Genomic DNA, 20772 nt, shown 5'->3' with positions numbered 1-20772 from the left:
CCTTCCGGGTGAGATCCGCCCGCGAACCCTCTCAGGCTTCCGGCCCACCCGCCGAAGGAACCGGTATGTCCTCGACGTCCGTCACCGCCCCGCAGCTGCCGGGCCCTGCGGACGACGCCCTGGTCGCGCGGCTGACCGCCGAGATCGCCGAACTGGAAGCCCTGTCGCGGTTCTCGGTCCGGGGCATCGCCGAACGCGCGGAGCGGGTGGCCGCGGCGGCGGAGGGGCCGGAGCTGGCCGAGCTGCGCCTGCGCGCGCAGCTGGTCGGCGCCGACATGGCGCGGTGCCGGGGCGCCCACGCCGAGGCCGGCCGGATCGCCCAGGACATCAGCCGCCAGGCGGTCGAGGAGGGCCGGCCGTTCCTCCGGGCACGCAGCGCCTACGTGCTCGCCGCGATCTTCCAGGAGCTGGGTGACTCCGCCACGGCCCTGGAGCACGCGGTCGACGCGGTCGACCTGCTCGACGACGGCGTGCCCCCCGAGCTGCGCATCGACCACTCGCTCCGGCTCGCCGACTGCCTGGGGCAGCACGGGGACACGTCGGCGTCCCTCCGCTACGCCGACGTCCTCGCGCTGACCCACGCGCTCGGCGACGGCCGCCGCGAGCTGGTGGTGCTCAACAACTGGGCCTACATCGAGACCCTGCTGGGCCATTTCGACGAGGCGCTGCCCATCGCCCAGCAGCTGGAGGCGCGGTCGGCCGAGCTCGGCGAACCGCTCAGCGTCGGCCGGCTGGACACCCTCGGCCGGGTGCTGATCGGCCTGGACCGGATGGCCGACGCCGAGGCGGTGCTGCAGCCGGGGCTCTCGCCCGAGGCGCTGGACAGCTCCACCGACGGCGACGCCGGAGCGGACTTCCTGCTGACCCTCGCGGAGGTGCGCCGCCGGCTGGGGCGCCTGGCCGAGGCGCGCCAGGCCCTGGACGACTGCGTGGCGCGGTGCGACCGGCACGGCCTGACCGCCATCCGGGTGCGCGCCCGCCAGGAGCAGGCCGAGCTGCACGCCGCGCACGGCGACCACCGGGCGGCCTTCGCCGAGCACAAGCTCTTCCACCAGCAGCTGATGGAGCTCCAGTCGGCCCGGCGGGACGCGCGGGCCCGCACCGTCCAGGCGATGTACGAGACCAGCGAGGCGCGCCGGCAGTCCCGGCGCTACCGGGAGCTGTCGCTGCGCGATCCCCTGACGGGGCTGTACAACCGCCGGCACATCGACGAGCAGCTGGCCCGGTTCCTCGGCCCCGGCAGCCTGCCCGCCGGGGCGCTGAGCGTCGCGCTGGTGGACCTCGACCACTTCAAGCGGATCAATGACTCCTTCGGCCACGACGTCGGCGACGCCGTGCTGCGCCGGATGGCCGACCCGCTCCAGGCGGCGGTCCCCGCGGACGGCGCACGGGCCCTGGGCGGGTCGTTCGCCGCCCGCATGGGCGGGGAGGAGTTCCTGCTGGTGCTCATCGACACGCCACCCCGGCAGGCCGCCGCGCTCGCCGAGGACCTCCGGACGGCCATCGCCGGGCACCCCTGGTCGGACGTCACCGGCGATCTCCCCGTGACCGCGAGCATCGGCGTCGCCACCGTCAGCGGGACCGTGGACCTGACGCCGGCCACCCTGCTCAGCCGCGCCGACGCGCTGCTCTACCGCGCGAAGGCCCAGGGCCGGGACCGCGTCATCACCGACGCCGGGTAGCCGCGGGCCGGCCGGTCGGGCGTCAGCAGACCGGCAGTTCCTCGTCGGTCAGCGGGACTTCGGGCTCCACGCCGAGCTCGAGCGGGGGCGTGGTGGGCGGCAGCGAGCCGTCGCTGCAGGTGGCAGGGGCCGGGTTCGGCGTCGTGGACGGCGCGGTCGTCGGCGTGGCCGTAGGGCTCGGCGTGGTCGTCGGGCTCGGCGTGGGCGTCGGGCTAGGCGTGGGCGTCGTCGTCGGCGAGGGCGTCGGGCTCGGCGTGGTCGTGGGCGTCGGCGTCGGCGTCGTCGTCGGCGTCGGCGTCGGCGTGGGCGTCGTGGTCGGGCTCGGCGTCGGCGTCGCGCTCGGCGTCGGCGTCGCGCTCGGCGTCGGCGTCGGCGTCGGCGTGACCGTCAACGGCGCCGGGGTGGGCGCCGGTGCCGGTGTCGGGACGACCGGACCAGAGCCGGTCACCGTCGGCACCGGCTCGTCGATGGCCAGCGGAGCAGCGGGGTGGGCCGGCGGCAGCGCCGGCGCCTCCTCCGGCGACGGCGTGCTGACGACCGGCGGGGCGGCCCCGGCGTACGCGGCGGCCAGCGTCAGGACCGTCGACACGTAGTCGGCGGAGTGGTTGTACGCGAACACGGCACGCGTCTGCCCGGCCACCGTCGAGAGGTCGCCGGCCGCGCAGAGGTACGCCGCGGTGCCCGCGGCCGCGTCGTCGATGTCGAGCGGGTCGCTCACCCCGTCGCCGTCGCCGTCGCGGGCGTAGGACTTCCAGGTCGACGGGATGAACTGGGTGGGGCCCACGGCCCGGTCGTAGACGGTGTCGCCGTCGAGCCGGCCGCCGTCGGTGTCGCGGATCAGTGCGCTGCGGGTGCCGTCCAGCGCGATGCCGATGATCGGGGGCGTCGAGCGCCCGTCGGTGCGCAGCACCGCCCCGGCGAAGCGACCGTGGTTGGACTCCACGCGCCCGATGGCGGCGATCAGCGGCCAGGTGAGGTGGCAGTCGGCCGGACTGCCCGCCGCCGCTCGGACGTAGGCCTCGAGCGCCGTGGTGGGGATCCCCGAGGACGCCAGTGCGGAGGCCGCCGCGGCGGCCTGCGGAGCGGGACCGGTCTCCGCGCCGGGTGCCGCTGCAGCCGCGGCGGGAGCCGTCGTGACGGCTGCGTCCGCCCCCGCGAGCAGCGCACGGACGACGTCGGACGACGCACCGTCGGTGGCGGCCACCGGCGAGGAGCCCGAGGCCCCGGTGGAGAAGGCCCCCGCCGGTCCTGCGCTGTCGGTGTGGACGGCCGCGACCAGTGCCGCCGTCGCGAGGCCGACGGCGGCCCGCCGGTGGAACGTGCGCCGGCGCGTGTGCGTCATGCCGACCACGCTAGGAAACCGGCCCGGGCGCGCGCACCTCCCGTGAGTGGGGGGCGCCCCCTCCCGAAATTGGGGGGATGGCGGCAGGCTGCACCGGTGAGCTTCCCCGACGCCCCCGGCTACCCGCCCGTCCGGTACCGCGGCGAGCGTGGCGAGCGCAGCGGCCGGCTGCGCCCCGCGGACACCGCCCCAGACCTGGTCGGCCCGGCCACCGAGATCGGCTTCCTGGCCACCGCCGTGCAGACCGACGGCGAGTTCGGGCTGTACCGGTACACGATGACCGGCCCGCCCACCGGTCCTGGCCCGCACTTCCACCGCACGATCTCCGAGTCCTTCTTCGTGCTGTCCGGCACGGTGCAGCTCTACGACGGCGGGACCTGGTACGACGCCACGGCCGGGGACTTCCTGCACGTGCCCGTCGGCGGGGTGCACGCCTTCCGCAACGCCGCCGGCGAGCGCGCGGACATGCTGCTGCTGTTCGCGCCCGGCGCCCCGCGGGAGACCTACTTCGCCGCGAACGTCGAGCGGGCCGTGGCCGGTGCGGAGCTCACCGAGGAGGAGCGGCTCGCGTTCCTCCTCGCCCACGACCAGTTCGACGCCTGACCAGGCCGCCCGTCAACCGCCGGCACGCTCCACGCGGGTGAGCCACTCGGCGAGCAGCGCCTCCAGGACCGCCGGCTGCTCGTGCGGCAGGGCGTGCCCGGCGTCGTCGACCACGGCCAGCGTGGCGTGCGGCAGGGCGCCCGCGAGCTCTCCCGCCGCGGCGTACCCGACCGTCGAGTCCAGCCGCCCCGCCACCACCAGCGCCGGACCGGCGTAGGGCGGTCCGGCGGGCAGGTCGAGCTCCCACCGCTCGGCCAGCCGCTCCTGCGCCGCGACGTCGACGAGCGCGGCCGCCGGGGCGACGACGCGCTCGTAGCGCTTCAGCATCTCGTGCGTGTGCAGCACGAAGTAACCGCGGAACTCCTCGTCGCCCAGGCCGGACTCGCCGGCGACCACGCGGTGCGCCGGGACGTCGCGCACGCCCGGGAGCAGCGGGCAGACGAGGGCCAGACCCGCGACCTGCTCCGGCCGCCGCGCCGTCATCCCCTGCGCGAAGTACGCCCCGGCCGAGTGCCCGGCCAGCAGGTACGGCGCGCCACCGGAGACCTCGTCGGCGAACTGCAGCAGCGCCGCCACGACGTCGTCGCCGCTGCGCAGCCGATCGGGCGCCGCGATCCGGCCCGAGCCGGGCAGGTCGGGGTAGATCCGCCGCAGGCCGGGGACGCCGGCGAGGGCCGGCTCGAAACATGCCTCCGCCTCCCGGTGGTCGACACCGGCGCCGTGCAGCACGAGGACCGGCCGGCCCCGCCCGTGCGCCACGGAGTGGAACCGCACCGGGACGCCGCCGCTGGCCATCCCGGTCAGCCAACCGCGCGGGGAACCCGACTTCAAGCCCGTGCTGCGGCTGGGCACCCGCTGGGCCAAAAGCCCTGTCGAAGTGTCGGTGATCTTCCCTACGGTCGGGGTCGCACGCCCCGGTCCGCCCTCATCCCTGGAGTTCCCGTGACCCTCCCCGGCTCGACGTCCGCCGCACCCCCGGCAGCACGCGGTCGCTCCCTCACCAAGGTCTTCGGCGCGGGCGACACCCGGGTGGTGGCGCTCGACGGGGTCGACGTGGACTTCGACCGTGGCCGGTTCACCGCGATCATGGGGCCGTCCGGCTCCGGCAAGTCGACGCTCATGCACTGCATGGCGGGGCTGGACTCGGTGACCGAGGGACAGGCCTTCATCGGCGACGTCGACCTGAGCTCGCTCGACGACAAGGCGCTCACCGTGCTGCGGCGCGACCGGGTCGGCTTCGTCTTCCAGGCGTTCAACCTGCTGCCGACGCTCACGGCCCTGGAGAACATCACGCTGCCGATGGACATCGCCGGCCGCAAGCCCGACCAGGCCTGGCTGGACCGGGTGATCGACACCGTGGGTCTGCGGGAGCGGCTGGCACACCGCCCCACCGAGCTCTCCGGAGGCCAGCAGCAGCGGGTGGCCTGCGCCCGCGCCCTGGCCGGGCGCCCGGACATCGTCTTCGCCGACGAGCCCACCGGGAACCTGGACTCCCGCAGCGGCGCGGACGTGCTGGACTTCCTCCGCAGCTCGGTGCGCACGATGGACCAGACCGTCGTCATGGTCACCCACGACCCCAACGCGGCCGGCTACGCCGACCGCGTCCTGTTCCTCGCCGACGGGCGGATCGTCGACGAGATGGCCGATCCCACCGCGGAGCGGGTGCTGGAGCGGCTCAAGGCGTTCGACCCCGCCGACGACCGCAGCGCCGACGGGGGCGCCGCGTCCCGGGCCGGGGTGCGCTGACGTGTGGCGCACCACGTGGCGCAGCCTGCTGGCGCACAAGCTCCGCCTGGCGCTGTCCGGCCTGGCGATCGTGCTCGGCGTCGCCTTCGTCGTCGGCACGCTGATCTTCACCGACACCCTGAGCAAGACGTTCAACGAGCTGTTCGAGAGCACCGCGGCCGACGTCAACGTCACCCGCGCCGCCGCCTTCGACCAGGGCCTCGAGGGCACCGGCACCGGCGGCACGGCCACCTACGTGCCGGCCGATCTCGTCGACGAGATCGCCGACGTCGAGGGCGTGGCGGCGGTCGAGGGCAGCGTGCAGGCCGAGGGCGTCTACATCCTCGACGCCGACGGCGAGGTGCTCGACACCGGCGGAGCGCCGGGCATCGGCGTCAGCTGGGACACCGAGGAGTCGCTCTCCCCCACGACGCTCGTCGACGGCCGGGCGGCCACCGCGCCCGACGAGATCATGATCGACACCAACTCGGCGGAGGAGACCGGCTACCGGGTGGGCGACACCATCACGGTGCTCACCCCCGGACCCCGCGTCGAGGCGGAGCTCGTCGGCACCTTCCGCTTCGGCGACGAGGGCGGGCTGGCCGGGGCGTCGCTGACCGCCTTCGACATGACGACGGCGCAGGAGCTGCTCACCGCCCCGGGTCAGTTCACCGGCATTGGCGTCGGCGCGGCGGACGGCGTCGACCCGGGCGAGCTGGCCGACCGGGTGGCCGCCGCCGTCGGCCCGGACTACGACGTGAAGACCGCGAGCGAGCAGGCCGAGAGCCTCTCGGCCGACTTCTCCGAGGCGCTGCAGTTCATCAACATCTTCCTGCTGGTCTTCGCCGGGATCGCGCTGTTCGTCGGCACCTTCATCATCCTCAACACCTTCTCGATGCTCGTCGCGCAGCGCACCCGCGAGCTGGCCCTGCTGCGTGCCCTCGGCGCCAGCCGCGGGCAGGTGAGCCGCTCGGTGCTGGGCGAGGCGCTCGTGGTGGGGATCGTCGGCTCCACCGTCGGGCTGGCCGCCGGGTACGGCATCGCCGCCGGGCTGCGGGCGCTGTTCGGCTCGTTCGGGCTGACCTTGGACGGGAGCCTGGTCCTCGCGGGCGACACGGTGCTGTGGGGCTACGCCGTCGGGGTCCTGGTGACGCTGGTGTCGGCGTACGTGCCGGCCCGGCGCGCGGCGCGGATGCCGCCCGTCGCCGCGATGCGGGACGACGTCGTCACGGTGCAGCGGGGGCTGCGCCGGCGCACGGCGGTCGGCGCCGTGCTGGCGGCGGTCGGGCTCGCCGCCCTGGTCGGCGGCACGCTCTCCGACGACGGCGGCACGGGCGCCTCGCTCGTCGGCCTGGGGGCCCTGGCGCTGATCCTCGGGGCGACGGCGCTGAGCCCGGTGCTCGCCCGTCCCTTCCTGCGCAGCGTCGGTGCCCTGCTCCCCCGTGTCTGGGGCACGACCGGGCGGCTGGCCCAGGAGAACGCCGTCCGCAATCCACGGCGCACCGCCGCGACGGCCTCCGCCCTCATGATCGGCCTGGCGCTGGTGAGCGCGTTCAGCGTCATCGGGGCGTCGACCAACGCGAGCATCGACAAGCTGATCGCCGGTTCGGTGCGCGCCGAGTTCGTCGTCTCCAGCGCCGTCGGTCTGCCGTTCAGCCCGGACGTCGCGGAACAGGTGGGCGACGTCGACGGCGTCGCCAGCGTCATGCCGCTGCGCTGGGGACAGGCCCAGCTCGACGGGCAGACCACCTTCCTGACCGCCGTCGAGCCCGACCGCCTCGCCCGGACGATCGAGCTGACGTGGGTCGACGGCTCGGCCGAGGGCCTCGGTGGCGACGGCGTCATCGTCGACCAGCCCACCGCCGAGGGCCGCGGCTGGGCCGTCGGCGACCCGGTGGAGGTGCTGACCCTCGACAACCGGGAGCAGCAGCTGACGGTCTCCGGGATCTTCGAGTCCAACCAGGTGATCGGCTCCACGGTGATCTCCCTCGGCACCCTGGCGGGCGCCGGCGGCGTCGACCAGGACCGCTTCCTGTTCGTGGACCTCGACGACGGCGTCTCGACGGCCGACGTCCGCCCGCAGCTGGACGAGGTGCTCGCGGCCTATCCGATCGTCGACCTCAAGGACCAGACCGAGTTCCAGGACGAGCAGAAGGGCCAGGTCGACCAGCTGCTGCTGCTGATCAACGCGATGCTGGTGCTGTCCGTGCTGATCGCCGCCCTGGGCATCGTCAACACGCTGGCGATGTCGGTGATCGAGCGGACGCGGGAGATCGGGCTGCTGCGGGCGGTCGGGCTGGGGCGGGCGCAGCTGCGCCGGATGGTCCGGCTGGAGGCCGTGGTCATCTCGATCTACGGCGCGGTGCTCGGGCTGGTGCTCGGCACGCTGTTCGGCGTGGCCCTCAGCCGGTCGCTGGCCGACCAGGGCATCACCGAGCTCGCCGTCCCCGTCCCGCGGATGGTGGTATTCCTGCTCGTCGCGGCGGTGATCGGCGTGCTGGCCGCCGTCGGTCCCGCGCGGCGGGCCGCCCGGCTGAAGGTCCTGGACGCCATCGCCCAGACCTGACGCGAGCGGGAGCCTTCCGCGGGCGGCCCGGGCGGCTCCACACTAGACCGCCCGCCAGGAGGTCAGGCATGGATCTCGGGATCGATCTGGGCACCGCCAACACCGTGGTGAGCGAGGTCCGCCGGGGCATTGTCCACGACGAGCCGAGCGTGATGCTGCTGCGCGAGGGCGGGGGCCGGCGGAACCGCGTGCTCGCCGTGGGGCGGGACGCGGCGGAGCTGATCGGCCGCGCCCCGGCCCGGTTCACCGCCGTCCGCCCGTTGCACGACGGCGTGGTCACCGACCTGGAGAGCGCCCGGCTCTACCTGCGGGCGGTGCTGGCCCGTGCGGGACGCCACACCTGGAGCCCGACCCGGGCGGTGATCGGGGTGCCCGCCGACAACTCGACGCTGGAGACCCGCGCGCTGCTGGAGGCGGCCGAGGAGGCGGGCATCCGGCCGGTGACGGCGCTCGACGACGCGGTGGCCGGGGCGGTCGGCTGCGGGATCGATCCGCTCGAGCGGCGGGTGCACATGGTGGTCGACGTCGGCGGCGGCACGGCCGAGGCGGTGGCGTTCTGCTTCGGCGGGGTCCTCACCCAGCGCACCAGCAAACTGGGCGGCGACGAGATGACCGTGGCGGTCGCCCGGTACCTCCGCGAGGAGCACCAGCTGCTCGTCGGTGAGCTGGAGGCCGAGCGGGTCAAGACCTTCCGGGCCGGGCAGGACGAGAGCCCCGACGGACCCGTGGTCGTGCACGGCCGGGACGGCACCACGGGCCGGCCGCGGCTGGCGACGGTCCAGCCCGCCGACGTCGCCACCGCCGTCCGGCCGGTGGTCAGCGGATCGTCCGGGCGCTCACCGCGTGCCTGGACGACCTGCCGCCGCAGGCGCTCGCCGACGTCTTCGCCGAGGGCGTCCTGGTGTTCGGCGGGGCCTCGCTCACCGTGGGTCTGCCGCAGCAGATGGAGCAGGAGCTGGGGCTGCCGATCAAGCTGGCCGAGGAGCCGCTGACCTGCGTCGCCGACGGCGCCGCCCGCGCGCTCCGCAACCGTCGGCTGCTCGCGGCGTACGGCCGGAACTGATCCTGCCGAAGCCAGTTCCCCGTTCGCTTAGGGGTGTCCCTGAAGGCGGCTTCAGGGACGCAGGTGCCATCTCACCCCTGAGCGGGCGTTCCTAGCCCTTCTGGTCGTGCTCCCGTCGTTGTGCCCACCAGTTGGGCGACCACCGTGCCCATCGGGCGTCCCAGGCCATGCCCGTCGCGAGCGCCAACTGCGAACAGCCCACAACGATCAGCAGCCAGTTGCGAAGCAAGACAGCGAGCACGAGGTAGACAAGCCAGAAGATGGCGAAGACGAACCAACCCCGTCGGCAAGGTCGTCGCCATCGTCTCATCACAGACGCATCATTCCTGGCGTGCCCTGTCGCGAGAACGGTATGAGCCCATCGTTCATCCGGCACGTTGACAGGGCATCGGCCAGCCCTTGTGGCCCTTCCCCATGCATGGACCTCGGCACGCCCGAGTGTGCCGGTGTGTCAAAATGGGCCGCTCAGGGACAGAAGGCGGCCGATGGGACACCGCCGAGGGAGCTCTGTTGCGAAGGGATCACGGCCTCCACAAGGTGGCGATCATGATTCTCGAGGGGCTGGAACGGTCTTGACCCTGCTGTGGGTTGGTGTCTTCTGCTTCGTCGGAGGTGGCGCAATGCTGCTGTTCCGCCGCCCGTTGACCAGATGGAACGCACGCACCGGGAACGCGATGAGGAGCGAGCACATTCGTCAGGTAGCCGAACCGTTCGACGGAGCCCCCGGCTACATCGCCGGCGGCGGCGGACTCATGCTGGCGGCGGGAGTCGTCCTCGCTGTGGTCGGCGCACTTCAAGCCTGAGACCTGCCCTGGCCCTGGGTGGGCCGCTCAGGGACAGAAGGCGGGGCATGGGCACGCTGGCGTCCCTCGACCCAGCGTTGGTCGGCGTCTGCCAGCCAGGCGAGCAACCCCAGCCCGACGGCCCCGGCCAGCCAGCCGGACCAGTCCGGATCGTTCCGGAGGGTCGCCACGCCGGAAACCAAGCAGCTCACCCCCACGATCAAGAGCGACAAGCGCCAGACGGGGAGCCTGCGCTGCGCTGGCTGTCCCGGGCCCACGCGCGGAACGTACATGCGCGACAGGCTGACTCGGGCCTCAGCGGCTGCCGACTAAGCGGTCTTGTCCTCCTGAACCAGGTGTCTGCTCCGAGGACGACCTCCTCCGCCCGAGCGACGCTCGTGTGCACGAGGGTCGTCTCTGCAGGTGGACGGCATGTTGTGGAAGCCGGAATTCGATCATTAACGTGCCCCGGTGCCCCTCGCGCTCTTCGACCTCGACAACACGTTGGCCGACCGCGAGCGCGCGTTCAGGCTCTTTGCCGCTCAGCTACTGGAGCAGCATGGGCTTCCACCGGAACACCTGCCTTGGTTGATCCAGGCGGATGGGGACGGGTTCGTTCCCCGGCCACAATTCCTCGAAGCAGCTCGTCAGCATCTGGGACTCGCGGTGATGCTGGACGAGCTGATCCGGTGGTACGACGCGACCTACCCGACCTGCTACGTCCGCGAGCCTGACTCGATCAAGGCGCTCCGGACGTTGAAGCAAGCAGGATGGCTGCTCGCCGTCGTGACGAATGGCAGGACCAGCATCCAGTCAGAGAAGGTGCGCAGGACTGGCCTGGACGCAGTCGTGGACGTCGTCTGCATCTCGGAGGACGTCGGCGTCCGCAAGCCGGACCCGGCCATCTTCTACGAAGCGGCACGGCGGTGCGGCGCACCCCTGACCGGCTGGATGGTCGGCGACTCGGCTTCCGCCGATGTCGGCGGCGGTGCTGGGGTCGGCCTGCGAACGGCGTGGCTGCACCGTCAACGCACGTGGGACCCCGCCGCCGAGCCGCCTGATCTGGTCGTCGATCGCGTCGCAGATGTGGCTGCTCACTTGCTCGACTCATCGGCGTAGGCGCACGTCGACCGGGACGTTCTGGTCATCATCGGAGGGTGCAGACCCCGCCCGTCGCTCTCACGGCAGGCAGCGACCTCGAACTCCGGCTGCTCCATGAGGACGACGCCGCGGCGCTCCAACGCGCGATCGATGAGAGCCGGGACCACCTCACACCATTCATGCCGTTCGCCACGGCGGACCCACCTGGCCTTTCGCATCGGCGGTCATGGATCGCAAAGTCGCGGGACGCCTTTCGCACCGGGCAGCGATTCCACTACGGAATTCTTCGCGCCGGCGAGGTGATCGGTGAGTGCAGCATCCATCCCGTCGACGGCCGCATGGCGTCCATCGGTTTCTGGGTGCATGTGGCGCACGTCCGTCAGGGAGTGGCTTCGGCGGTGGCAGTTGCGCTCACGAAGGCTGCGCTACAAGCTGGATGCGACCTCGTCCGCATCCGCCACGACCGAGCCAACGCGGCCAGCGGGTCGATCGCCGCCCGTCTGGGCTACGAGCGCCTCGGGGAAGAGCCACACGCGATCGACGCCCCGGGTCAGACCGGAACCAGCGTCGTCTGGCTACTCACGCGCACCGTCTGACTCCGCTCCTCCAGCGGCGGGGCCTGCGGGACGGCGACGTGCCCTGACGTTCCTTTCGACCGCTCGTCCGAAATCAACCGACGAGGATGTCGGCATGAGCATCGACGTATCACCTGCCACCGAAGACGAGAAGCCGGTGGTGCGAAGGCTGATGGAGCTCAACTCGCACGATTTCTCCGAGTTCGATGGCCGAGACCTGGGCCCGACGGGCGAGTACGGCTACCGGTATCTGGATCACTACTGGATCGAAGATGAGAACCGGCATCCATTCATCGTCCGACTGGATGGCACGATCGCGGGCTGTGTCCTCGTGAGGGCTGGGTCCCCGCATCGGTTCGGTGAGTTCTTCATCGTCCGTAAGCACCGCCGGAACGGCGTGGGAACGAAGGTGGCCCGTGCGATCTTCAGCCGGTTTCCCGGTGAGTGGCTCGTGGAGGAATCCCCCGGGAACGACGCCGCTGTCGCATTCTGGCGGCGTGCCATCCCGGTGGACTTTCACGAGGTCGCGTCAAGCTCCGGCACCAGCCAGCGGTTCGTGAGCAGCGCTCACCGGCCGGAATGGACAGGAGAGTGAGCGACCTGCTCTGACACTGAGAAGTAGAACCCTGTCGTGGGACCGCCCAGGATGGGAGCTCTATGGCGCCGCCGCCGGCCATCGAGGCCGCCTGACGTCCTGCTCCCCATGGCATGTCCCATGGGTCCTCATCGACCGGTCAGCCGTAGGTTGTCCGCGTGCAGGTCCCTGACCGATGGCGGCGGAGGATCCGCTTCTACGGCAGCTGCCCTGCCTGCGGGCACGACTGGCGCGAGCATCCTGGTACGCCGGACATCGACGGTCCGCACTGCGGCGAGTGCGTCTACGAACAGGAGCACGGTCTACAGGAGTCCGACGCCGGCTCGCTCTCGCTGTGCACACGCCGGGCACCCGGGCCACCCGGTGCCTGAGGCGGCCGGTCCGTGCTCAACCGCTCTCGGCACATGTGAGTCGACGACAGAGCCCAACGCTGGGCCGATAGGAGATGACCATCGCTGCGTTGAAGACGTTTTCGCGGGAACATCTTCAACGGAAATCGGATGCCGTTGGTGAGAGTCTGGACGCGGTGATGGATGAGACCGACAAGAGGAAGCCGCACTGCTCCGACCCCCTCTCTTGTGACCAGAGCGGCTTTCCAGCGGTGCCCTCGTACCTCCGGCGCTCCTGGACGGGCCTTCGGTGGTCGGATCAGCGAGCCGTCCTCCGTGCCGCACGCCGTGGAGAGACGCACCCCGACCCAGCGATAGCGAAGGCCGCCGGGACTGGGCTTGCCGGGTGCTGGCCGTGCGACCCTCGTCAGGAAGGTGGCGCGACGCCCTCCTGCGCCTCGTCGAGGACCCCTTCGGCGCTTCGCTCGGCCTGTGGTTCGGGGAACGTCGAGCCGCGCGCAGCATTCTGGCCGTGAAGCCCTCGCAGCAGGGGAAGCCGCCGTGCAGTTGACCGTCCGTAGCAGGGCTTCGAGACGCCGACCTGGTGCCCTGCGGTAGGACCTCATGGGACACCGCGGGAGCATGCCGCCGGGCCTGTCGCCGACGTTGCGGCTTGGGTCCAGCGTGCCTTCCGTACGTGGCTTCGTCGGCGGGTCAGTCCGTAGTGGAAGCGGGCACGCGGATAGCTGAACCGTCGAGGCCGCCCTGGAAGCGCAGCCAGTGGTTCAGCTCGGCGCACTCGGCCACACCCACGGATGGCCCGTCGATCTGGCCCACCTCGAAGACGCCGGCAGACACGGCACCGCCATCGGTCAGGACGACACGCAGACCCGAGTGGCGCAGCGTGCCCATCCCATACGGCGGCGGAGGCTCGAAGCGCACGACGTCGCCCGCGGACAGCATTCGAGTTCTCCAGAGTCCGCGCAGGGTCACGCGGCCCGGCGTCACGACTATCGCCATGCGCATAAGGCGATGGGCCGTCAGCAGTCCGAGAGCGAGAATGCCGAAACCGACGACGCGGCCAACCGCCACGTCGGTGACTGCGATCTCACTACCCAACCCGAGCGCGCAGACGGAAGCCATGACGAGGACCAATGCGGCCAGAAGGATGCGGGCCCGCCGGGTGTAGACCCGTCGTGTGCCGTCCGCACTCACCCGCACGGCAGCGCACCGCGGCCCCTCTCGAGGGAGGTCTCGGGAGGCATCCATCCCGGCACCGTCGCATGGCGGGGCGTGCCCATCGGTGCAGGGGCGGGCGCGTGTCGAGTCCTCCAGAAAGGATCCGACGGCGGCCGGGCAGTCCTCCCGTGATCGGCCGCTCGAAGCGAGCGTCCCGAGGTTCTGCTCCCGCCGGACCAGTACGTGTCCCAGGATTGCGCCATGCGAGCGGACCTCAGCGAGGAGCAATGGCTCGGGCCCGAGCAGCGCCAACTCACAGGGCCGGACCGACGTCGCTTCACTCGCCGCACGACGCGAGCGAAGCGCCAGGAGGTCGACAAGCTGATCGCCGACGGAGCGCCGCTGATCCTCTACTACTGGGGTGGAGGCACCCTGGACTGGTTCGACGGCGCCGACGCGCAGACCGAGTGGCAGGCCGTTCGGTCCGCTGTCACGGCCCAGCCCCCCGTACGCACGAGCGATCTCCAGTGGACCGCCGGCCGCTGGGAGGATGACGACGGACGGCCACTCGTCCTGCTGACCGGGCACTGCTGAGCCCGTCGCCGCTTCCGGCGACAAGTGGCCATGTGACCAGCAGGATGCGCCCGGAAGGCTTGCTGCACGATCGCGAATGCTCGTGGCCGCCTGCATGATCAACAGATGCCTGACGCCGAACCGGAACTGCACATCCGCCCGCCTCTGTGGGCACGGGTCTGGATCGTGCTGTTTCTCCCGGTCTGGCTAGGCATCATTCTCGCGAATGGGCCTGGAGCAATCGGCTGGGTGCTCGCTGCTTTCGGCGTGGCACTCGGCGCCCGCATGTTCGTCATGGGGGCCGTGGGCACTCCTGACGGCCGGCTGACCGTCCGCAACCAATTCACGACCCGCACGTTTCACCGCGACGAGCTGGCCGATGCTCGGGTGGACCGGGCCAACGGCCGCTTCGGCTCGGGCTGGACGGTGTGCTCCTCCTCCACAACGGGTCTCGCCACCGCATCCAGCTGACCGAGGTCCCGTTTCGTCCAGGCTTCAGCAAGGTCCTCGAACGACAGGCGGCGCAGCTTCGGCGATGGATTCAGACGCCGGGCAGCCCGCAACCATTTCTGTGATCGGCAGTCTCTCCTGCCTACCCTGCTCCCGTGATCGCCTTCAGCCGGGTGCAAGCGACCGTGTACCTGGCGGCAATGGCTGTCTGGGTCGCCGGCTGGCTCGCCCTCGTTCTGTCGAACGTCGGGGAACACGCGTCGGCGCCGCCTGGCGCGGTCGGGGTTCTCCTGCTGTCCCTTTTCGTAGCTTCCGGATCGATCGGCGTCATCGCCTGGACAACGGCTCACGAAGGCACTGCTCGGACGACAACCCCGACACTGGCCGGGGACTGGGATGAACTGCGGCTGTTCCTGATGTCAGGCCTGCTCTGCGTCCTGCTTCTCCATGGAGCGGGTCTGCCGGCTGCCTTCCGCGCGGTCAACGCGAACCGCTGACATCGGCGCAGTCACGCTTCCCGCCGCGGCGGCGGCGCAGCCGTTCCCGCGGATACGTCGGCGCTATGGCCGTGACCGGGTCGAGCCGACGCCTGCTGACGACGGCAGCGCTTGGGCGCCACTGCGGTGAAGGCGGCACACAAGAATTGTGCGCCCGTCTGGCCTGCGTTCCGCTGCGCGGGTGCCGAGCCGATTAGCCTCGGATCGTGGGGCTGATCCGAGGGCGACAGACGCCGATCGACTCTTCCGGGCCGCCCCCGCGCCCCAGGCCCCAGTCCTGGAAGTCGCCGGTCGCGCACCCGGCGAGCTCGACAGACAGCCTGGAGCGGCCCACCTTGCCCTACGTCGGATCGCGCTGATCGTCATGTGGCACCGATGTCATCCGACCTTCGAGGACCCGGAGTCGACGCGGGACTTCACGCTCATCGATGATTGGACGGTTCCGGGTGTCGGCGAGGTTGGCTTCAATGGCCCTCTCGAGGCGCTCTCCGTCCGCGGTTCCAGTCTGGGATTTCGCTTTGCAGGAACCGGGGAAGAGCGCGCGGGCCATCCCGGCGTGGACCTTCCGCATGCGCGCTTCGTCGTTACCGACTCTGCTGTCGAATTCGAGCTTCCCAGCAAACCGCGGCGCCGACTTCTGAGTCCGCCCATGGTCGATGGCTTCGGTCTTGCCAGCATCGAGTGGCGATCGAGCACCGATCAGATCCGCATCGTTGCCAGCGGTATGAGGATCGTGTGTGCCGGAGGGTTGTGGCACTGGGAGATGGACTGGGACAGGCGCCCGTCAAGTCCGGCAACTTGACCGCGTTCCCGCGGGAACGTCTGGCTGTGCGGGGACGCGACTGCATCGCTAAGGCGCCGGCGGGCCGGTGGCCAGGATCGCGTCGTGGTTCGCGTAGTAGTGGAACAGCCCGTCGTCGACCACGGCGGACGCGCTGTTGGCGCCCTGCCCCGGCCCCTGCACCAGCGCCGTCATCACGATCTCCGGGGCGTCGAACGGAGCGACGGCCGACATCCAGGTGTCGTACTCGTCGGCGCGCAGGCCGCCGTCCTGGGCCGTGCCGGTCTTGGCACCGACCGGCACCGGCAAGTCGTTCAGCCGGCTCCCGGTGCCGCCCGCCACGACCGCCCGCATCCCCGCGCGCACGGGCCCCAGGTCGGCGGTGAAGGGCAGCGCCCGTGGCGGCGGGGCGGCGATCGGAGTGGAGCTGCCCGGCCCGGTGCTCAGCGCCATGCCCAGCCGGGGGGTGATGAGCTGACCGGTGGAGATCGCCCCGGTCCACCCGGCGTTCTGCAGCGGCGTCACCGTCAGATCGCCCTGCCCGATGCCCAGGATGACCGTCGATCCGCCGTACCAGGCGCGCCCCTCGGCCTCGGCGGTCTGCGGCGAGCCGATCCGTCCCGCCGACTCCCCCGGCAGGTCGATGCCCGTCGGCGCCCCTACGCCGAGCGCCCGCGCGGTGTCGATCAGCCGGTCGGCGCCCAGCGCGACGGCGAGCTTGTAGAAGTAGACGTCGTTGGAGACTGCGATCGAGTCGACCAGGTCCATCGGGCCCATCGGCCGCCAGTTGCCGAAGGTGTGCCCCCCGTAGGTGAAGCTCGCGCCGGTCGGGATGATTTGGTTCGGCCCGTAGATCCCGTACACCTGGTTGGCCACGGCCGTGACCAGCTTGAACGTGGAGCCGGGCGGCGCCACCGCCTGCGTCGCGTGCTCCAGCATCGGTGACCCGGGCTGCCTGGCCAGCCCCTGCAGCGCCGCGGCGTCGACCGGCGGCCCGTACACGTTGTTGTCGAACGACGGCGTGCTCGCGATCGCCAGGACCGCGCCGGTCCTCGGGTCCATCGCGACGGCCGCGCCGATCTTGCCCGCCGGCCGCGGCTGCGCCCGCAGGGCGGCGACGAGGGCCGCGTCGAGCCGGCGCTGCAGGCCGAGGTCGATGGACAGCCGCAGATCGGCGCCGCGCACCGGCGCGCGGAACTCCCCCAGGGCCACCGGCACGCCCACCGGGTCGACGTACACGCACTGCCGGCCGTTGATCCCGCGCAGCACGGCGTCGTACTGCTGCTCCAGCCCCGCCCGGCCGACGTACTCCCCCGCGGGCAGCCCCGGCCAGCGCTGCTCGTCCTCGGGGGTGGCCACGCCGACGAAGCCGAGCACCAGCCCGAGGAGCGCGCCCTGCGGGTACGTGCGGCGCGGCTGCGCGACGACGAACACGCCCTCGATCGCTGCGGCGGTGACCGCACCGGCCACCGGACGGGGGACGTCGGCCACCGGCAGCGAGAGGGTCGTCGGCTCCGTGGCATCGAGCTGGGCGTGCAGGTCCGCCGGCGGCCGGCCGACCAGCACCGCGAGCCGGTCGACGTCGGCGGGCCGCTCCCGCAGGAGCGCGGGGACGACGAGGACCCGGTCCACCCCCGTGCCGGCGTCCGCGGCGTCCAGGGCCACCGGCACGTCGTGCCGGTCGGTGATCGCGCCGCGGGGCGCGGGCAGCCGGAAGCAGCGGGTCATCTGGTCGTCGCCGGCGATCTGGAGCGCCTCACCCCGGTTCTCCTGGAGCCGCCAGCCGTACACCCCGAACGAGATGAGCAGCACCGACAGCGCGGCGGCGACCACCCGCACCAGCCGCGGCCGGGGGTTGCGCCGGCCCGGTGCCGCCCACAGCCGGCGGCGGGCGCCGTCTCGGCGGACCCCGAGGACGACGCCCAGCGCGGCCAGGTGGACGACCAGCGCCGTGCCGCCGTAGCTGAGCAGCGGGAAGGGCACACCCGCCAGCGGCAGCAGCCCGAGGTTGGCGCCCACCGAGACGACGACCTCGACGCCGAGCAGGACCGCGAGCCCGCCGCCGACCAGCGCGCCGTGCGGGGTGCGGGAGGCCCGGCTGGCCAGCGCCAGCCGCCACACGAGCAGCAGCGCGGCGAGCACCACCCCGGCGCCGGCCACCAGCCCCCACTGGCCCACCAGGCTCGCCAGGGCGAGGTCGGTGTCCCGCTCGGGCAGGTACTGGGAGCGCAGCCCGCGCAGCGGATCGTCGGTGCGGCCGAACAGCCCGCCGGAGCCGACCGCGATGTGCGCCTGGCGGACCGCCCAGCCCGAGCTGGTCGGCGCCTCGTGCGCCCCGACCAGGAAGCTGCCCAGCCGGGACACCTGGTAGGGCCGCAGGAAGCTGATGAGCAGCGGGGCCGACACCACGGCCGCGGCCCCGAGCGGCAGCAGGAACCGCGCCGGGATGCGCCCGAGCAGCAGCATGCCGGCGGTCAGGACGACCAGCAGCATCGCGGTGCTGAGGTCGGGCTGCAGCAGGGTGAGCGCGATCGGCAGCACCGCCAGCACCACGGCGAGGAAGAAGCGCTGCCACGGCGGGCGCCCCGAGCCGAGGACGGCGGCCAGCACGAGGATCAGCCCCAGCTTGGCCAGCTCGGAGGGCTGGAAGGTGAGCGCCCCGACGGTGAACCACCGCGTCGCGCCGTTCGCCGAGAGGCCGACGACGAGGACGCCGACGAGCAGCAGCACCGCCCCGGCGTAGGCGATCCACGTGAGCACGGCGAGGTAGCGCCCGCGCACGCGCCAGAACACCGCCAGGGCGAGCACTCCCCCCGTGGCGATGAGGGTCTGCCGCACCGCGAGGTCGCGCGCCCCGATCAGGTACAGGTTCGCCATCCCGAGGCACACCAGCGCCGCCGCGGCTCCCACGGCGAGCAGGTCGAACCCCGCGCTCCGGCGGTTGCGCCGCTGCTCGCGCGTCGGCCCGGGCCTCGTCCGTCTCGGCGTCCGCGGCATCGTCGGCAGGGTCCTGGTCACGGGAGCCGCTCCGGGTCTCAGGCGTCCGGTCCGGCGGGGCGGCAGGAGCCGGCGTCCACCGGCGCGGAGGCCGCGACCGCCGGCGCGTCGGTGACGGCGAGGAGCGCCAGCCCGGGCAGCGCCGGCAGCGGGACGTCCGCCACGACCGCGGCCCGGTCGGCCTGCGGCGGCACGGCCACGGTGCCGCCCGGCACCGTCGTCGACACCCCCGTGCACCGGTCGACGACCCGGTAGGACCACGCCACCGTCCGGGGCTCGGCCGACGGCACCAGCCCGACGAGCACCCGCACGGTGCACGGTGTCCCGGGCGCGCACGGCGCCAGCGCCCGCAGGTCGACGCCGGTCACGCTCCCCGCCGCGGCCGGCGCCGGCGGCACGACGGGGAGGCCGTCGGGCTCCGGCTCGTCCACCGGCTGCTCGCCGCTGCGCCCGGCATCCAGCAGCAGTTCGATGTCGGTGCGGATGGTGTCGCCGAGCAGGACGACCTCCGCGACCACGGCGGCGCCCAGCACCACGAGCGACAGCAGCCACGCCCCGATCCGCCGCCCGGCCCGTCCGGCCCGGGGTCCCCCGTCGGGCGGCCGAGGCCGTCCGGTCACCCTCCGCGCACCACCCGGCAGCGTGCCGGAGCCGCCGGACCCCGGCCCCGCGGCCGCCCGCGCCAGGGCGCCCAGCTCGGCACGGACGCGGGCGCGGTCCAGCGCACCGGCCGCCGTCCGGAGCCGCCGGGCGGCGGGACCGACGCCGTCGGCGGCCAGCTCCGCCGCGGCCAGGTCGAGCTCGGCGAGCAGGCCCTCGGCCGCGGGGTCGGCGCCGGGGCGGCGCGCGGCCGCGCCCAGCTCGGCGAGCACCTGCCCCGCGGGACGTCCCCGGACGGCCGCGCCGGGCGCCGCGCGGCCGTCCGGGGTGACCACGACGTCGACGGCCCCGGGCACCGGCCCCTCCGCCGCGACGGCGAGCAGTCCCTCCAGCAGGTCGAGCCCGAGGAGGAGCGCCTGCGGCGGCGTCGGCCGGGCCAGGGCCAGCAGCCGGCCGAGCCCGATGCCCTCGGGGACGACGACGGGGCGCGCGGCCGGCGGCGACTCGAGCGGCTCTCGCGGCACGGGGGCCGAGGCGGGACGCTCCGCCGCGCGGGGGGTCCTGAGATCCGTCACCCGACCGTCACCCCCGCCCAACGGCTGCTTCCTGGGCACTCCCCCGTGACTCGTCGAGGCCGATGGTGCGGCAGGCCTCCCGGTATGTCACGGGGTTCCGGTGCGGCGTCGCGGCGTCACGACGGGAGGACCCGCACGAAGCCCTGCGGGCCCAGGCGCCAGCGGACGGTGAACGGCTGCGACGGGCCGCTGGCGTGGGAGTCCGATGCCGCGTACGCGGACATGGCGGCGACGATCTCGCCGTCCTCGATCGAGAGGGAGTCGTACCGCGGCGGCAGCGGCGCCGACCCCTGGAGCGTCCGCGGGCTGGGCAACGCCCCCAGCGGCCGCCCCGTCCCCGCCCGGACGACCACCTCCTGGAGGATGCCGTTGGACGGCTGCGGCGAGCACTCGAGCAGGACGGCGGTGTCGCCCCCGTCGTCGCCGTCGACGTCCCCCTCGGCCGTCGCCACGACCCGCACCTCGTAGTGCTCGTAGAAGGGCGGCCGGCTGCCGTCGGCGGGCACGCGCGCCTCCCCGTCGACCACCCGTGCCCGGAACCCGCCGGGGACGACGCCGTCGCAGGTCAGCTCGTACGTGGTCGCCCGCCAGTCGACCGAGGCGGCCGCCGGGAGGGTGCCGGAGCGATCGCCAGCGTCGCAGGCGGCCAGTAGCAGGCAGGCCAGCATCGCCGTCCGGGCACGGCGTCCCCTGCTCGCGGTCCTCGGCGATGCGGGCACGGGCGCTCCCCCCGACGGCGCCGGGGTCGCAGCCCCCG

At 73.0% G+C, this 20772-nt stretch carries 18 protein-coding genes and 1 pseudogene; 13 read left to right on the top strand and 6 right to left on the bottom strand.

Translation table 11 applies throughout. The features are described from left to right. Positions 1-65: 65 nt before the first annotated feature. Complete coding sequence (locus DQ239_RS01320; RefSeq protein ID WP_113832459.1) at positions 66-1682, top strand: GGDEF domain-containing protein; 1617 nt, start codon at positions 66-68, stop codon at positions 1680-1682. Between the two features lie 22 nt (positions 1683-1704). Here DQ239_RS01320 and DQ239_RS01315 read toward each other — a convergent pair whose 3' ends face one another. Further along, entirely contained in the window at positions 1705-3024 is a 1320-nt protein-coding gene (locus tag DQ239_RS01315; RefSeq protein WP_147251955.1) for a lytic transglycosylase domain-containing protein, read from the bottom strand. Between the two features lie 96 nt (positions 3025-3120). On the opposite strand from DQ239_RS01315, the gene DQ239_RS01310 reads away from it, so the two are divergent. Further along, positions 3121-3627, top strand: a complete 507-nt coding sequence (locus tag DQ239_RS01310) for a cupin domain-containing protein (protein ID WP_113832457.1) — start codon at positions 3121-3123, stop codon at positions 3625-3627. A gap of 12 nt (positions 3628-3639) precedes the next feature. Here DQ239_RS01310 and DQ239_RS01305 read toward each other — a convergent pair whose 3' ends face one another. Then, entirely contained in the window at positions 3640-4422 is a 783-nt protein-coding gene (locus DQ239_RS01305) for an alpha/beta hydrolase (RefSeq protein WP_113832456.1), read from the bottom strand. A 147-nt stretch (positions 4423-4569) separates the two neighbouring features. Between DQ239_RS01305 and DQ239_RS01300 the strand changes: the two genes are divergently transcribed. The 8 genes and pseudogenes from DQ239_RS01300 to DQ239_RS01265 all read left to right on the top strand — a co-directional run bounded on the left by DQ239_RS01300 (position 4570) and on the right by DQ239_RS01265 (position 12034). Next, the gene (locus DQ239_RS01300) at positions 4570-5373 is read left to right on the top strand and encodes an ABC transporter ATP-binding protein (RefSeq protein ID WP_233488616.1); all 804 of its coding nucleotides are present in this window, start codon (positions 4570-4572) and stop codon (positions 5371-5373) included. A gap of 1 nt (position 5374) precedes the next feature. Next, positions 5375-7918, top strand: a complete 2544-nt coding sequence (locus DQ239_RS01295) for an ABC transporter permease (protein ID WP_113832455.1) — start codon at positions 5375-5377, stop codon at positions 7916-7918. Positions 7919-7986: 68 nt separating this feature from the next. Continuing rightward, positions 7987-8679: pseudogene (locus tag DQ239_RS01290) on the top strand (rod shape-determining protein); the annotation flags it as partial. A 62-nt stretch (positions 8680-8741) separates the two neighbouring features. Further along, positions 8742-8981, top strand: coding sequence for a rod shape-determining protein (locus DQ239_RS20775; RefSeq protein ID WP_348519318.1), 240 nt, complete (start codon positions 8742-8744; stop codon positions 8979-8981). 620 nt (positions 8982-9601) lie between these two features. Beyond that, positions 9602-9784, top strand: coding sequence for a hypothetical protein (locus DQ239_RS01285; RefSeq protein WP_113832454.1), 183 nt, complete (start codon positions 9602-9604; stop codon positions 9782-9784). A 450-nt stretch (positions 9785-10234) separates the two neighbouring features. Beyond that, on the top strand, positions 10235-10882 hold the full coding sequence (locus DQ239_RS01275; protein WP_113832452.1) for an HAD family hydrolase: 648 nt from the start codon (positions 10235-10237) through the stop codon (positions 10880-10882). Positions 10883-10920: 38 nt separating this feature from the next. Further along, positions 10921-11460, top strand: a complete 540-nt coding sequence (locus tag DQ239_RS01270; RefSeq protein ID WP_158544755.1) for a GNAT family N-acetyltransferase — start codon at positions 10921-10923, stop codon at positions 11458-11460. A 94-nt stretch (positions 11461-11554) separates the two neighbouring features. Then, positions 11555-12034 carry a GNAT family N-acetyltransferase gene (locus DQ239_RS01265; protein ID WP_113832450.1) on the top strand — a complete coding sequence of 160 codons (480 nt, stop codon included), beginning with the start codon at positions 11555-11557 and terminating at the stop codon, positions 12032-12034. A gap of 1043 nt (positions 12035-13077) precedes the next feature. Here DQ239_RS01265 and DQ239_RS01260 read toward each other — a convergent pair. Next, positions 13078-13578, bottom strand: a complete 501-nt coding sequence (locus DQ239_RS01260) for a hypothetical protein (RefSeq protein ID WP_147251953.1) — start codon at positions 13576-13578, stop codon at positions 13078-13080. A gap of 225 nt (positions 13579-13803) precedes the next feature. On the opposite strand from DQ239_RS01260, the gene DQ239_RS01255 reads away from it, so the two are divergent. From DQ239_RS01255 to DQ239_RS01245, 3 genes are all read left to right on the top strand, one after another. After that, positions 13804-14136 carry a hypothetical protein gene (locus DQ239_RS01255; protein ID WP_147251951.1) on the top strand — a complete coding sequence of 111 codons (333 nt, stop codon included), beginning with the start codon at positions 13804-13806 and terminating at the stop codon, positions 14134-14136. A 105-nt stretch (positions 14137-14241) separates the two neighbouring features. Next, positions 14242-14586 carry a hypothetical protein gene (locus DQ239_RS01250; RefSeq protein WP_113832447.1) on the top strand — a complete coding sequence of 115 codons (345 nt, stop codon included), beginning with the start codon at positions 14242-14244 and terminating at the stop codon, positions 14584-14586. Positions 14587-14720: 134 nt separating this feature from the next. After that, positions 14721-15062, top strand: coding sequence for a hypothetical protein (locus tag DQ239_RS01245; RefSeq protein WP_113832446.1), 342 nt, complete (start codon positions 14721-14723; stop codon positions 15060-15062). An 850-nt stretch (positions 15063-15912) separates the two neighbouring features. Here DQ239_RS01245 and DQ239_RS01240 read toward each other — a convergent pair. The 3 genes from DQ239_RS01240 to DQ239_RS01230 all read right to left on the bottom strand — a co-directional run bounded on the left by DQ239_RS01240 (position 15913) and on the right by DQ239_RS01230 (position 20734). Then, positions 15913-18861 carry an FtsW/RodA/SpoVE family cell cycle protein gene (locus tag DQ239_RS01240; protein WP_233488614.1) on the bottom strand — a complete coding sequence of 983 codons (2949 nt, stop codon included), beginning with the start codon at positions 18859-18861 and terminating at the stop codon, positions 15913-15915. Positions 18862-18878: 17 nt separating this feature from the next. Further along, positions 18879-19964 (bottom strand): hypothetical protein, encoded by a 1086-nt coding sequence (locus DQ239_RS01235; RefSeq protein ID WP_113832445.1) that lies wholly within the window; start codon positions 19962-19964, stop codon positions 18879-18881. 167 nt (positions 19965-20131) lie between these two features. Further along, positions 20132-20734: a hypothetical protein gene (locus DQ239_RS01230; protein WP_147251949.1), complete on the bottom strand. Its 603-nt coding sequence runs from the start codon at positions 20732-20734 to the stop codon at positions 20132-20134. Positions 20735-20772: the final 38 nt, after the last annotated feature.

The organism is Blastococcus sp. TF02-09 (assembly GCF_003319105.1).
Taxonomy (GTDB): Bacteria; Actinomycetota; Actinomycetes; order Mycobacteriales; family Geodermatophilaceae; genus Blastococcus.
This window is presented reverse-complemented; position numbering and strand designations above follow the sequence as displayed.

Excerpts from the sequence above, each read along its gene's own strand:
- DQ239_RS01315 (WP_147251955.1), bottom strand. The coding sequence starts at position 3,024 with ATGACGCACACGCGCCGGCGCACGTTCCACCGGCGGGCCGCCGTCGGC.
- DQ239_RS01320 (WP_113832459.1), top strand. The coding sequence starts at position 66 with ATGTCCTCGACGTCCGTCACCGCCCCGCAGCTGCCGGGCCCTGCGGAC.
- DQ239_RS01255 (WP_147251951.1), top strand. The coding sequence starts at position 13,804 with ATGCGAGCGGACCTCAGCGAGGAGCAATGGCTCGGGCCCGAGCAGCGC.
- DQ239_RS01250 (WP_113832447.1), top strand. The coding sequence starts at position 14,242 with ATGCCTGACGCCGAACCGGAACTGCACATCCGCCCGCCTCTGTGGGCA.
- DQ239_RS01265 (WP_113832450.1), top strand. The coding sequence starts at position 11,555 with ATGAGCATCGACGTATCACCTGCCACCGAAGACGAGAAGCCGGTGGTG.
- DQ239_RS01285 (WP_113832454.1), top strand. The coding sequence starts at position 9,602 with ATGCTGCTGTTCCGCCGCCCGTTGACCAGATGGAACGCACGCACCGGG.
- DQ239_RS01305 (WP_113832456.1), bottom strand. The coding sequence starts at position 4,422 with ATGGCCAGCGGCGGCGTCCCGGTGCGGTTCCACTCCGTGGCGCACGGG.